Origin of the sequence: Leifsonia sp. NPDC080035, assembly GCF_040050925.1 — a bacterium.
Lineage (GTDB): Bacteria > Actinomycetota > Actinomycetes > Actinomycetales > Microbacteriaceae > Leifsonia.
In genome coordinates this window covers 2,196,347-2,209,438 of the sequence record NZ_CP157390.1, presented here as the reverse complement: position 1 = coordinate 2,209,438, position 13,092 = coordinate 2,196,347, and the positions used below count along the sequence as shown (strand labels likewise).

13 protein-coding genes are annotated in these 13,092 nt (G+C 70.6%); 2 read left to right on the top strand and 11 right to left on the bottom strand.

Annotation, left to right across the window (positions count from 1 at the left end):
- Nucleotides 1–41 precede the first annotated feature (41 nt).
- A complete protein-coding gene (locus AAME72_RS10870; RefSeq protein ID WP_348786583.1) occupies nucleotides 42–2,168 on the top strand; it encodes a RecQ family ATP-dependent DNA helicase in 2,127 nt (708 codons plus the stop codon).
- Between the two features lie 41 nt (nucleotides 2,169–2,209).
- On the opposite strand, the gene AAME72_RS10865 is transcribed toward AAME72_RS10870, so the two are convergent.
- On the bottom strand, nucleotides 2,210–3,217 hold the full coding sequence (locus AAME72_RS10865; RefSeq protein ID WP_348786582.1) for a DMT family transporter: 1,008 nt from the start codon (nucleotides 3,215–3,217) through the stop codon (nucleotides 2,210–2,212).
- A gap of 70 nt (nucleotides 3,218–3,287) precedes the next feature.
- Here AAME72_RS10865 and AAME72_RS10860 point away from each other — a divergent pair, with 70 nt between their 5' ends.
- Nucleotides 3,288–3,860, top strand: a complete 573-nt coding sequence (locus tag AAME72_RS10860) for a CGNR zinc finger domain-containing protein (RefSeq protein WP_348786581.1) — start codon at nucleotides 3,288–3,290, stop codon at nucleotides 3,858–3,860.
- On the opposite strand, the gene AAME72_RS10855 is transcribed toward AAME72_RS10860, so the two are convergent.
- The 10 genes from AAME72_RS10855 to AAME72_RS10810 all read right to left on the bottom strand — a co-directional run bounded on the left by AAME72_RS10855 (nucleotide 3,857) and on the right by AAME72_RS10810 (nucleotide 12,993).
- Nucleotides 3,857–4,588: a hypothetical protein gene (locus AAME72_RS10855; RefSeq protein ID WP_348786580.1), complete on the bottom strand. Its 732-nt coding sequence runs from the start codon at nucleotides 4,586–4,588 to the stop codon at nucleotides 3,857–3,859. The genes AAME72_RS10860 and AAME72_RS10855 overlap by 4 nt on opposite strands.
- Nucleotides 4,589–4,654: 66 nt before the next feature.
- Nucleotides 4,655–5,791 carry a UDP-N-acetylmuramate dehydrogenase gene (locus tag AAME72_RS10850; protein WP_348786579.1) on the bottom strand — a complete coding sequence of 379 codons (1,137 nt, stop codon included), beginning with the start codon at nucleotides 5,789–5,791 and terminating at the stop codon, nucleotides 4,655–4,657.
- Nucleotides 5,788–6,216, bottom strand: a complete 429-nt coding sequence (locus AAME72_RS10845; protein ID WP_348786578.1) for a MaoC family dehydratase — start codon at nucleotides 6,214–6,216, stop codon at nucleotides 5,788–5,790. The genes AAME72_RS10850 and AAME72_RS10845 overlap by 4 nt, the downstream gene beginning before the upstream one ends.
- The gene (locus AAME72_RS10840) at nucleotides 6,216–6,662 is read right to left on the bottom strand and encodes a MaoC family dehydratase N-terminal domain-containing protein (protein WP_348786577.1); all 447 of its coding nucleotides are present in this window, start codon (nucleotides 6,660–6,662) and stop codon (nucleotides 6,216–6,218) included. The genes AAME72_RS10845 and AAME72_RS10840 overlap by 1 nt, the downstream gene beginning before the upstream one ends.
- A gap of 691 nt (nucleotides 6,663–7,353) precedes the next feature.
- Nucleotides 7,354–8,022 (bottom strand): ThuA domain-containing protein, encoded by a 669-nt coding sequence (locus AAME72_RS10835; RefSeq protein ID WP_348786576.1) that lies wholly within the window; start codon nucleotides 8,020–8,022, stop codon nucleotides 7,354–7,356.
- Nucleotides 8,023–8,025: 3 nt separating this feature from the next.
- Nucleotides 8,026–8,718, bottom strand: a complete 693-nt coding sequence (locus AAME72_RS10830; protein WP_348786575.1) for a DUF624 domain-containing protein — start codon at nucleotides 8,716–8,718, stop codon at nucleotides 8,026–8,028.
- The gene (locus AAME72_RS10825) at nucleotides 8,715–9,629 is read right to left on the bottom strand and encodes a carbohydrate ABC transporter permease (RefSeq protein ID WP_348786574.1); all 915 of its coding nucleotides are present in this window, start codon (nucleotides 9,627–9,629) and stop codon (nucleotides 8,715–8,717) included. The genes AAME72_RS10830 and AAME72_RS10825 overlap by 4 nt, the downstream gene beginning before the upstream one ends.
- Complete coding sequence (locus tag AAME72_RS10820; protein WP_348786573.1) at nucleotides 9,629–10,561, bottom strand: sugar ABC transporter permease; 933 nt, start codon at nucleotides 10,559–10,561, stop codon at nucleotides 9,629–9,631. The genes AAME72_RS10825 and AAME72_RS10820 overlap by 1 nt, the downstream gene beginning before the upstream one ends.
- Before the next feature lie 93 nt (nucleotides 10,562–10,654).
- The gene (locus AAME72_RS10815) at nucleotides 10,655–11,932 is read right to left on the bottom strand and encodes an extracellular solute-binding protein (protein WP_348786572.1); all 1,278 of its coding nucleotides are present in this window, start codon (nucleotides 11,930–11,932) and stop codon (nucleotides 10,655–10,657) included.
- A gap of 50 nt (nucleotides 11,933–11,982) precedes the next feature.
- Nucleotides 11,983–12,993: a hydroxyacid dehydrogenase gene (locus AAME72_RS10810; RefSeq protein ID WP_348786571.1), complete on the bottom strand. Its 1,011-nt coding sequence runs from the start codon at nucleotides 12,991–12,993 to the stop codon at nucleotides 11,983–11,985.
- Nucleotides 12,994–13,092: the final 99 nt, after the last annotated feature.

Here is a 13,092-nt window from a genome sequence, read left to right as displayed (position 1 = left end):
CCGGGGCTTCCGGCGTCGGACCCGTCTGGAACGATGGCTGCATGAGCACCACCGGCACCGCCTCCCCCACCGACGCCACCAGAGTGCGTGCGCTCGCCCGCCTCCGCGATCTCGTGGGGCGGCCGGACGCCGACTTCCACGACGGGCAGTTCGAGGCCATCAGCGCGCTCGTCGACGAGAGGAGGAGGGCGCTGGTCGTCCAACGGACCGGGTGGGGGAAGTCCGCCGTCTACTTCGTCGCCACCCTGCTGCTGCGGGAGAGGGGTGCGGGACCGACCATCCTGGTGTCCCCGCTCCTCGCGCTGATGCGCGACCAGGTCGCGGCGGCCGAGCGAGCCGGCGTCCGCGCGCTCACGATCAACTCGGCCAACCGTCACGAGTGGGACGACGTGATCGCGCGCCTGCGCGACGACACGGTGGACGTGCTGCTCGTCTCCCCCGAAAGGCTGAACAACCCCGACTTCCGCGACCAGCACCTGCCCGCGCTCGTCGAGCGCGCCGGCCTGCTCGTCATCGACGAGGCCCACTGCATCTCGGACTGGGGCCACGACTTCCGTCCCGACTACCGCAGGCTCCGCGACCTGGTGGCGGCTCTGCCGTCCGGCGTCCCGGTGCTCGCGACAACCGCCACGGCGAACGAGCGCGTGGTCGCCGACGTCGCGGAGCAGCTCGGCGGTTCCGCGACCGGCCACGCCGACGTGACGACGATCCGCGGTCCGCTCGCCCGGCGCTCGCTGAGACTCGGAGTGCTCCGGCTGCCCGACGCCACGGCCAGACTGGCCTGGCTGGTGAGCAATCTCGCTGACCTGCCGGGCAGCGGCATCGTCTACACGCTCACCGTGTCGGCCGCCGAAGACACGGCGCGGGTGCTGCGTCAGGCGGGACACGAGGCCTACGCGTACACCGGTCAGACCGACACGGCCGAGCGCGAGGAGCTCGAGGACAAGCTCAAGCGCAACGAGGTCAAGGCCCTGGTGGCCACGAGCGCGCTGGGGATGGGCTTCGACAAGCCGGACCTCGGGTTCGTCGTGCACGTCGGTGCGCCGTCGTCCCCCGTGGCGTACTACCAGCAGGTCGGCCGCGCCGGCCGCGCGACAGACAACGCGGATGTCCTGCTCCTGCCCGGTCCGGAGGACCAGGCGATCTGGCAGTACTTCGCCACCGCCTCGATGCCGTCCGAGGAGAAGGCCGGTGCATTGCTCTCGGCGCTGACCGATACGCCGCAGTCGACGCAGGTGCTCGAGAGCCGGGTCGATCTGAAGAAGACGACGCTGGAGCTGCTGCTCAAGGTGCTGGATGTCGACGGGGCCGTGCGGCGCGTATCCGGTGGCTGGGTGTCCACCGGGCGGCCGTGGACCTACGACCGCGAGCGGTACGAGCGCATCGCCGCCGCGCGGGAGGCGGAGCAGCGCTCGATGCTCGAGTACGAGCGCACGAGCGACTGCCGGATGCAGTTCCTGCAGCTCGCCCTCGACGATCCGGACGCACAGCCGTGCGGACGCTGCGACTCGTGCGCGGGAGCCTGGTACCCGTCGGCGATCGAGGAGGAGGCGAGCGGTGCGGTCTCCGCGCAGCTCAGCAAGGCGGGCGTCGCCATCGAGCCGCGCAAACTCTGGCCCACCGCGGCGGACCGGCTCGGCGTGCCGGTCAAGGGCCGCATCCCCGCGGAAGAACAGCTGGAGCCGGGACGGGCGCTCGCCCGGCTGACCGACCTCGGCTGGGGCAATCGGCTTCGCGAGCTGTTCGCCGCGGACACCGTCGATGCGCCGTGTCCCGCGGACATCGTGCGCGCCTGCGTCACGGTGCTCGCCGAGTGGGACTGGGAGCGCAGGCCCGCAGCGGTGGTGTCGGTCCCGTCACGGCACCGTCCTCAGTTCACCGAGAGTCTTGCCCGCACTCTCGCCGAGATCGGCCGGCTGCCCTACCTCGGCGCGCTCGGCCACCGCGGGGCGGGTCCGAGCGGCGGTCCCGGCGGCAACAGCGCGTTCCGGCTCTCGGGAGTCTGGGATGCGTTCGACGCCGGCGCGCTCGCCGTGCCCGCGGGTGAGCCCGTGCTGCTGGTGGACGACATCGTCGACAGCCGCTGGACGATCACGGTCGCCGGGCGCGAACTCCGGCGGGCGGGCGCGGGTGCCGTGCTGCCGTTCGCTGCGGCGATGCAGGCCTGACGGCGTCGGTCGCGTCGGTCGGTGTCGGCGGCGATGGTGGACTACCCGGCAGAGCGGCCGCCCGTTCCGGTGTCCGACGCGACGGCGGGATCGGCCCGCTCGCTCCGCCCATCGGGCGTCATCTCCGGCTCGGTGAGGGCCGGTTCCGTCTTCTCGGCGCGGACGAACGCGATGCCGCCGAGGATGAGGACGCCGCCGAGGAGCTGGAGGGGCTGCAGGCTCTCACCGAGCAGCAGCCAGGCGTACAGCGTCGCCGCCACCACCTCCAGAAGGCCCGTGAACGACGCCAGACGGGAGCCGAGGATCTCGGTCGCCGTGATGCTGGACGCGTAGGCCATCGCGGTCGCGAACACGCCGACGACGAGCACGGGCACCCACCACGGCACCGCCGAGCCGAGCAGCGGCACGTCGGTGAAGCTCACCGTGAACGGGAGAAGACCGGTCGCGCCGACCGCGGCCAGCGCGAGGCCGCCGATCAGCAGACCGCCGCACGCCAGCGCCACCGGCGGGAGCCCATCGCTCGGCCGGGCGGCGATCACGTAGAAGATCGCGCAGCCCACCATCGCCGCGATGGCGAGCGCGAGACCGATCGCGTCGAAGGCCTGGGCACCGCTCGGCGAGACCACCAGCACGAGCCCCACGACGGCGACGACCGAGCCCACCAGCACGACCGGCTTCGGCGCACGCCGCGAACGCGCCCACACGAACACCACCAGCAGGATCGGGGCCAAGTACTCGACGAGGATCGCCGTGCTCACCGCAATGCGCTGGATCGCCGCGAAGTACAGCACCTGCGTGCCGGCCACGCCGATCAACGCCATGCCGAGGATGCGCCAGCGGCCGCGCCAGACCGCCGCCCAGCGCCCGCGCACAGCGAAGAGTGCGACCGGCAACAGCACGACGCCGCCCGTCAGCGCCCGGACCGTCACCGCGGCGACGGGCGACCAGCCGCTCTCCAGGAGCGGCTTCACGAATGCTCCGGACATCCCGAAGGTCGCAGCCGCGAGCACGGCGACAAGGAAGCCGACGGTGAGCGATGAACGTCGCATTGCAGCCTCCCGGTCAGGGTCTAGTGAAAGAATGATCCTGACGCTAGCCCTGAGCGAGTAAGGAGTCAACTTGCATTTTGCCCCTGACACGGAGGATGCGCTGGAGTTCGCCGTCGTCCTCTGCAACACCGTCCCCGGCGCCTCGCGGAGCGGCGAGGACGAGCTCGCGACGCCCGAGCAGCTCGTCCAGCTGCTGACCGAGAACCAATACTCCGGCCGCGTAGACGGCGACGAGGCCGAGCTGCGCGAGGTGCACGACACCCGCGAGCGGCTGCGCCGCGCGTGGGCGATGGCGCGGGACGAGGCCGCACTCGAAGTCAACGCGATGCTCGCCGACGCGCACGCGCTCCCGCACCTGCTTCGGCACGACGGTTTCGACTGGCACCTGCACGCGACGGCGCAGGACGCGCCCCTCGCCGAGCGCATCCGCGTGGAGATCGCCCTCGCCCTCGTCGACGTGATCCGCTCCGACGAGATGGGGAGGCTGCGGGTCTGCGCGGCCGACGACTGCACGGGACTGCTGCTCGACCTCTCGCGCAACGGGTCCAAGCGGTTCTGCAGCGTGCGCTGCGGCAACCGGATGAACATGGTCGCCTTCCGCGCACGGAAGGAGGAGGCGGCCCGTCCGGCTGACCCCCGTTAGAGGAAGTCGCCGCCTCCGAAGTCCCCGCCGCCGAAGTCCCCGCCGCCGAAGCCGCCGCCATCCCAGCCGCCCGCGTCGCCCGCGCCGCCGCCGTCCCAGCCGGCCGTGTCGGCCCCGGCCGCGTCGACGCCGCCGTCCGCTCCACTGGAGCCGTCGGCGCCACCGCCGTCGCCGGCGTCCGCTCCGCCGGAGCCGTCGGCGCCGGAGTCGGCGTTCGCGTCCGCGGACCCGTCCGCGCCGGCCTGATCCGCGCCGGGCGCGGGAAGGAACGCGCTCACGAGGGCGGAGCCGATGACATAACCGGCGACGCTGCCGAGCAGCGAGCTCGCCACCATGCCGCCGAAGCCCATCCCGCCGGGACGCCCGCCGCCACCGGCTCCACCGCCGCCGAACGACCGCTCGAGCGTTCCGGGCTGGCGCAGCTCGGAACGGGTCGCCGACTGCGCGAGCGAGCGCGGGTCGTCCGCGCGCGGCTGATCGCCGGCGGGCGCGTTCTCGCTCAGCTGCCGGAAGACCAGCGCGCGCTGCTCGGGCGTCAGCTTCGCGAACGCCTCCTCGTGCACCTGCTCGATCGTCTCGGGCGGTGCGGTGCGCAACAGGTAGCGATATCGCTCGACGGCGATCTCGTCTTCGCTGCGTGCAGCCGGCTGCTGCCGGGTCTGCTCGTTCTGGATCGGGGCGGACGGGCGCGGCTCTTCGCGGCCCAGGAGGCGATCGAGGAATCCCATGGCCAGAGCGTAGGGGCGCTGCGTGAGAATCCTCTCAGAGGCAGCCGCCGGTTCGCCGACAGGCGGTCAGAGCACGAGACCCACGAGGATCGGCTCCGGGCGCAGCAGCACGCCGAACTCGGACTGCACGCGGGCCTGGATGAACGAGGCGAGCTGCGCGACGTCCGCGGCGGTGGCATGGCCGCGGTTGACGATCGCGAGCGTGTGCTTCGACGAGATCCCGGCGCCCGAGCCCGGGAGCGCGTAGCCGCGGCGGATGCCCGCGTTCTCGATCAGCCACGCCGCCGAGAGCTTCACCTGGTACGGCCCGTGCGCGAGCGGAGGGATGTCCATCGGGTGAACGCCGCCCGGGGCGAGGCCGATCACGGTGTCCGGCTCGGCGGGGCCCACCGGCCAGCGCGGTGCCGTGGTGGGCAGCCCGCGCGCGAAGCTCTCCGAGACGATCGGGTTCGTGAAGAAGCTGCCCGCGCTGACGGAGTCGGGGTCGTCACGGTCGAGCACCATCCCCTTCGAGGAGCGCAGCGCGAGCACGGCCCTGCGCAGCTCCGCGACCGGGACCCGGGTGCCGAGCGGGACGCCGAGGGAGTCCGCGAGCTGGGCGTACGCGATCGGTTCGCTGAGCGGCGCACCGAGGCCGCCCGGGACCGTGTTGTCGGCGAGCTCGATGTCGACGGAGAGGACGACGCCGAGCATCCCGCGCTTCAGCGCCGACGTTCGGTAGCCGAGGCCGAGCTCCCGCCTGGTCAGGGTGCGCACCTCGCCGGTCGCGTAGTCGAGGAACTCGACGCCGACCAGAGCGGACTCGATCTCCTGGCCGTAGGCGCCGATGTTCTGCACCGGGGCGGCTCCGGTCGACCCGGGGATGCCGGAGAGGGCCTCGATACCGGCCCAGCCGTTGCGCACCGTGAGGGCGACGAGATCGTCCCACGGCTCCCCCGCCTGCACGCGCAGGCGGACCCGTGACTCGGGCGCGGGGAGTCGCTCGACCCCACGGGTCACGACCCGGATCACCGTGCCCTCGAAGCCGTCGTCGCTCGCGACCGTGTTCGAGCCACCACCGAGCAGGAGCCAGTCGTCGCCGCTCGCCCACACGTCGAGTGCCGTCGCGACGAGGGCGTCGCGGTCGACGGGGGCGACCAGGTCGTCCGGCACGCCGCCGACGCGCATCGTCGTGAGCGTGGAGAGGGCGGGGAGGTCCGTCATCGCTCGAACGACACCCGGACCTGCGCCTTGCCGAGCACCGTCTCGCCACCGAACGTGGTGGTCAGGTCGATCCGGGCGACGCGCGCCTCCGCATCCAGCTGGCCGACCTTCGCGGTGACCGAGACCGTCGCGCCGGTCTCCGGGTCGACGATGACCGGACGGGTGAAGCGCACCTGGTAGTCGGAGACGCGGGCCGGGTCGCCGATCCAGTCGACGACCGGCTGGACGGCGACGCCCATCGTCAGCATCCCGTGGGCGATGACCCCGGGCAGGCCGACGGAGGTCGCGACGTCGTCGCGGTAGTGGATGGGGTTGAAGTCGCCGGAGGCGCCCGCGTAGCGGACGAGCGCGTCGCGCGTGAAGGCGAACTCGCGCTCGGCGACGACGTCGCCGACGGTCAGGCTGTCGAACTCGGGTGCGGCCATCACTCGTCTCCTCGCACGACCAGGGTGGAGATCGCCGTGACGACGTGCTCGCCGTCCGCGTCGACGATCACGGATTCGGCGGTCACCATCGAGTGCGCGCCGAGCGACTTCACCGCGGTGACGGTCAGGGTGGCCGTCAGTTCGTCGCCGGCGACGACCGGACGCGAGAACGTGAACCGCTGGTCGCCGTGCACGACGCGGCTGAAGTCGATCCCCGCCTCCGGGTCGGCGAGCAGCTGGTCGAGTGTCAGCTGCTGCACGACGACCGGGAAGGTGGGCGGCGCCACCAGGTCGGCGTGGCCGGCGGCGCGCGCGGCGTCGACGTCGAAGCTGGTCGGGTCGGTCGCGAACACCGCGCTCGCGAACTCGCGGATCTTCTCGCGACCCACCAGATACGGCGGCGTGGGCGGGAAGCTGCGCCCCTTGAGGTCTGGATTCACTGGCACCCGACGATTCTACGGGGGCGGCCGCGCGCCCGGCTCTGCGCCCCGGATACGAGGAAGACCCCCGGCGCTCACGCACCGGGGGTCTTCGAGGCTTGGGTCAGCCGGCTACTACTGGCAGCTGTCGCACTGCAGCATGTCCATCGGGTCGACGGGAACCGCGTAGCCGCCAACGCTGTCGTTTTCGTAGTCCATGATGGCCTCCCCTGAAGTCTTGGTTTTCTCCGCGTTCCGCGGTGTTCCATCACTATATAACCCGAATGACAGGATTGTCATTCCACTAGATGTAGTGGTTTGGGACTTTTTTCGCGTCCCTCCCCGACACGCCTGAATTTACGCGGAACCACCGACATCCGGCCCCCGTGCGACACGCCCGGACACGGCGTGTCGTCGGCGTGTCGCCCCGGACCGGGCCATGGCGGAACCGCCGAGATGAGTGAGTCGCCTATCGCCGTGGTTGCCGGCGACGGTTGGAGGTGGAGTGTGCGTAACTCCGCAGTCGGCGCCTACCTCGCCACCTGTTCGTGTCGCGTGAACAACTCAGGAACCGATCGCGGGGATGCCCGAACCTTCCGGAGTCACCCACACCCCAGAACACGCGAGTACGCAGAAAATCGACCCGAAACCGTCGAGTACGCGGATTCTCTGCGTACTCGACGGCTGGGGAAGCGGCCGTTCCAACGGACTCAGCGCCCTACGCGAGGAGCCAGCGGACGGCGCGGGCGAGGATGAGCCTGTGCGTCTCGGAGTCGTAGGACGCCGCGTCGTGGCCGAGGGCGTCGACGACGACCCGCGCGCGGCCGTAGTGACGGGTCCAGATCAGCGGGTGCCCGCGGCCGTCGTGCTCGTGCGAGGCCAGTGGTTCCACGTCCGGTGCCACGCGGAGGTCGGTGTAGCGCTCGTCCTCCACCTCGAAGTCGGCGAGACCGGCGACGATGTCGTGGCGGTCGGGGTGCACCAGGATACGGGCGCGGCCGTACTCGGGATGGAAGCTGGTGCCGCGCACCCAGATCGCGCCGGCGATCGTCTCCCATTCCGGGATGCCGCGGAGGGAGGTCAGGGACACGTGCGAGGCGAGCAGCCGGCCGCCGCGGCCGAGGAAGGCGAGCAGCCCCTCCCTGCCGCGCGCCTCCGCCTCGGGATCGACGTCGCCGGCCCGTGCCGGGTCGCCGATGTTCACGACCAGCAGGTCGGGGTCGTCGCCGGGAGCGGCGAGCGATGCCATCCGCGCATCCACGTCGCCGGAGATCTCCACCTCCAGCCCCTCGGCGCGCAGGATGTCCGCGAGCCGTTCCGAGGTGTCGGCGAACGGGTGCCAGGGGTCCGCGTAGCGGCCCGCGCCGCTCAGGATCAGCGCACGCATCGCTCAGCCCTCCCCCTGCAGCACACGCCGGAAACTGTAGTGTGCGTTGGCGAACACCGCGTACAGCAGCAGCCCGGGTGCGAGCGCCCCGAGGACCGGCTGCAGCAGGAGCACCACGACGATGAGGGCGAGCAGTGCCAGCGCGAGGACGCTGAAGTACCAGCGCCGCACCGACAGGTACAGCGCGGCCTTCGCGGTCGCGCGCAGCGACGCCGTCTCGAAGACGCTGAGGCCCACGACCGTGGTCACGGCCGTCGTCACGGCGAGCAGCGCGACGACGAGCAGGGTCGGTCCGAGCAGCACGGCCCACGCCGTGCCGGAGACGATCGCGCCGTCGTAGAGGACGAAGCCGACGACGAGCACGGTGGCCGCGCCGACCAGGGCGGCCTGTGCGCCGCGGCGGCGGTAGCCGCGCCAGAACGCGGCGAACGGGCGCGGCTGCCCCTCCCCCATCGTCCGGTAGACCTCGAAGGCGCCGGCGAGCGACGGCGCGACGGTCAGCGAGAGCAGGAGGAGCAGCGGCCACGCCTGCAGCAGGTCGCGCGCGACGAGCATCATCACCGCGAGCGGGAGGTTCGCGAGCACGAGCAGCACATCCACCATGAGGATCGCGTAGGCGTAGCCGAAGATCGTGTCCAGGGTCTCGTGCCGCATCCGGAGGAGGCCGCGGGGCGCCCGCGCCGTCGTCTGGCTCATCCCTTCATCCCGCTCGTCGCGATGCCGGCGATGAAGTACCGCTGCCCGGCGAGGAAGATGACGAGGATCGGGATGATCGAGATCACCGACCCGGTCATGATCATCGCGTACTGCGCCGAGTACTGGCCGATGAACGATCGCAGCCCGATCTGCACGGTCCAGAGCTCGTTGCTCGAGAGGTAGATGAACGGCCCCATGTAGTCGTTCCACGTGTTCACGAAGGTGAGCAGGGCGAGGGAGGCGAGAGCCGGCTTCGACAGCGGCAGGATGATGCGCGCCCAGATTCCGTAGTCGCTCAGGCCGTCGATGCGCGCCGCCTCGTTCAGCTCGTCCGGGATGGTCATGTAGTACTGGCGCATCAGGAAGACGCCGAACGCGCTGAACGCCTGCAGCAGGATCAGCGCCGTGAACGTGTTCGTCAGCCCCGCCTTCTGCATCATGATGTACTGCGGGATCATGTACGCCTGCCAGGGCACGGCGATGGTCGCGATGTAGGCGAGGAACAGTGCGTCCCGGCCGGGGAAGCGCACCTTCGAGAAGCCGTAGGCGGCGAAGCTGCCGGTGACGACCTGCAGGATCGTGATGACCACCGCGAGCAGCGCGGAGTTGGCGAGGTAGCCGGCCATCGGGACGGCGGTCCAGATGTTCGCGTAGTTGCTCCAGACGAAGTCCTTCGGGATCCACTGCACCGGCACGGTGAGCACGTCGTTGTCGTGCTTGAGCGACGAGGACAGCATCCAGAGGAACGGCAGCAGCACGACGACCAGGAGCACGACCAGAAGCAGGTACATCCCTGCGCGGCCGAGCCTGGTCCGTGCGCGAGGGCGGCGGCCGCCGCCCGGTCGCGGCGGGGCGGGCTGGAACCTCCCGGTCTCGAGCTCCTGGGCGAGGTCGGTGGTGAGAGTCGACATCAGCGCTCCCGTCTCTGCTGGATGCGGAACTGGAAGACCGTCACGAGCAGGACGATCAGGAAGAGGACGAGCGAGATCGCGGACGAGTAGCCGAACTCGCCGTTGATGATGCCGTCCTGGTAGATGAGCTGGGAGAGCACGAGGGTCGCCCGGCCGGGGCCGCCCTGGGTCATCACGAAGATCAGGTCGAAGACCTTGAAGCTGGAGACGCTGAGCAGCACAAGCACGAGGAAGGTGGTCGGCCGCAGCGAGGGAAGCGTCACGTTCCAGAACGACCGCCAGCGCCCGGCGCCGTCCATCTGCGCGGCCTCGTAGTACTCGCGCGGGATGGCCTGGAGCCCGGCGAGGAACAGCACCATGTAGTAGCCCATGTCGCGCCACACGCTCGTGATGATCACGGCGGGGAGCGCCCAGGTCGTGCTCGCCGTCCATCCCGGAGCGTCGGCGATGCCGATCGCGTGCAGGAACTGGTTGATCGGCCCGCTGGTCGGGTCGAACAGCATGTTCCAGACGATCGCGATCGCCACCAGCGAGGTGATGTACGGGAAGAAGATCGCGACCCGGAAGAAGGCGATGCCGCGCAACTTCTGGTTCAGCAGCAGCGCGAGCCCCAGCGAGAACGCCAGGGTGAGCGGCACGTGGCCGATCGCGTAGAGCACGGTGTTGGTGAGCGCGACGCGGAAGTCGTCGTCGCGGAACAGCCGCAGGAAGTTGCCGAACCCGGCCCAGGTCGGCGGGTTGTATGCGTCCCAGTTCATGAACGCGAGCACGAACGCCGCGATCACGGGGACGAGGGTGAACAGCGCGAAGCCGAGGAAGTTCGGCAGGATGAAGCTCCAGCCGATCAGGATGCTCCTGCGCCGCAGCGAGCGGGGGCTCCGCCGGGGCGGCGTCGCCTCGGCGGTCTTCGGTCGTTCGGTGATGGTGGTCATGGTCTCGGCTCCGCCCGAGGCGGCGCGACTCCGTTCTCTCCGTCGAGGGACGGTGCGGCGGGGCAGTGACGGCCCCGCCGCACCGAGCGGATATTACTGGTGAAGCACGTCGGACTTCACGCGGGACGCCATCTCAGCCGTGGCGTCGGCGACCGACGTGCTGCCGGTCATGATCAGCTGGTGCTCCTGGTTCAGCACGGTGCCGATCGCGGCGGCGTTGGGACCGGTGGGGCCGTCCGGCAGGATCGTGTCCGGCGTGAACGCCTTCTTCGAGAGCGCGTCGGAGGGCATCCCGTCGAGACCGAAGTACTGCTTCGTGATCTCGTCGCTGTGGTAGGCCGGGACGATGCCGACCCCGGCGACGGCCTTCGCACCGTCGGGTCCCGCGGCGAAGGCGAGGAACTTCTTCGCCGCGTCCGCGTTCTTCGAGTTCTTGTTCACGCCGAAGCCGGTCGGGCCGCCCATCGTGGCGATCTTCGAGCCGGACTCGATCTGCGGGACGGGCGCGATGCCCCAGTCCACGTCGGTCGTGCCCGCCTTCGCGTCGGCCAGCAGCGGCGCGATCAGCCAGGTGCCCATGGGCACCATCGCCGCCTTGCCCTTCTCGAACATGTCCTTGTACTGCACCTGCTGGCTGTTCGCCGTCGCCCAGTCCATGATCGTGCCGGCCTTCTGCATGCCGAGCGTCAGGTCGTACTGGTCGGTCATCCAGGAGTAGTCGGGCTTGTCGTAGCTCTTGCCCTGCTGGGCGGCGGCGTAGCCCTGCACCAGCGAGTTCCAGGTGTGGATGTAGGCGCCGTAGACCTTGTCGGCGCCGCTGCCCTTCGTGAGCTTCTTCGCGTCGGCGGCGAAGTCGTCCCAGGTGAGGTTCTCGGGAGCGGCGACGCCGGCGTCGGCGAACATCTTCTTGTTGTAGTAGAGGACCGAGAAGTCCTGGCGGTACGGCACCGCGTAGTACGCGCCATCCGTCTTGTAGTCGTCGGTCGCCGGGATGTCCGTGGTCGGCAGTCCCTTGACGACATCGGCGACGTCGAGGAGCTGCTTCTTCTGGGCGTAACCGGCGTAGTCGGTGAGGTTCTTCACGGTGATGATGTCGGTCGTGTCGCCGCCGGCGAGCATCGTGGTGATCTTGTCCTCGTAGTTGGCGGCGAGGATGTCCACCGGCTGGATCTTGATCGAGGGGTTCGCCTTCTCGAACGCGCCGAACAGCGCGCCGAACTCGGGCGTCTGCTGGAGGTTCCACACGGCGACGCGCAGGGTGGTCTTTCCGCCGCTGCTGCCGGAGCTCGGGGAGCCGGTGCCTGCGCAGCCGGCGAGTCCGAGCGCGAGCGCGGCCACGGTGGCGCCGGCCGCGATCAGTGAGCGTTTCATGGGTGATGAACTCCTTTGTTATCGGTGAAGGGAGGGAGACGTTGCGGGGGTCACGCGCTCAGACGGAGGTCCTCGCTCGTGATCTCGTCGAGGAGGGGCTCGCCCGCGACGTAGCGTTCGAGCTCGTCGAGCGCCGCGTCCGTCATCCGGTGGATCTCGGAGCCGAGCGACCCGGCGAGGTGCGGGGTGACCATGACGTTCGGGAGGCGGTAGAGCAGGGAGTCGGCGGGCAGCGGCTCGGGGTCGGTGACGTCGAGGATGGCGTTGAGCCGGCCGGACGCGCACTCGCGTTCCAGGGCGGCGGTGTCGACGAGGCTGCCGCGCGCGGTGTTGATGAGGGTCGCGTGGGTGCGCAGCGCCGCCAGCTGCGGCGCGGCGATCATGTGGTGCGTGGACGGCAGGGCGGGCGCGTGCAGGGAGAGCACATCCACGCGGGGCAGCAGCTCGTCGAGCGTCACCGGGATGCCGCCCGCCGCCAGGATCTCGACCGGGTCGGCGTACGGGTCGGAGACCAGGCAGGTGACGTCCTCGAGCTGCTGGACGAGGTCGACGACGCGCCGCCCCACCCGGCTGAAGCCGACGACGCCGATCGTCCTGCCGAGGTTGGACAGCTCGCCGAACCGGCTGATCTGCAGCCCGTGATCGCGGCGCACCTCGGGGTCGGCGGCGATGAAGGGCGCCTTCTTCCCGGCGAAGATGATCGCGGCGAGCGTGAACTCGGCCACCGGGACGGCGTTCGCCTCTGCGACCGAGCTAGCCCGGATCCCGCGCTCCCAGAAGTCCGGGGTCACCTGCGGACGCACCGTGCCCGCGCAGTGCAGCATGGCGCGCAGCCGCGGCATCCGCTCCAGCCTCGCGGCGTCGAGCCGCGGGGCGCCCCAGCCGGTGAGCAGCACCTCGACGGTGGCGAGCCGGCCGGCGAGCGCGGGGTCGTCGAGGTCGTCGGTGAAGACCGGGTCGGGGACGCTGGCGAGCCGGCGCAGACGCGCCAGCCGCGCGCCGTCGAACTGACGCTCGTACACGTCGCGTTCCATCACCACGAGCGCTTCTGGGGTGTTCATGTCGGTCATCGCCGCCGGGTCCAGCCTTTCCCTCGAGCGACGTTTCCGCGGGTCGTTGCGTCGTCGCGAGACTCAGTACATACTCAGACCCGTCACCAA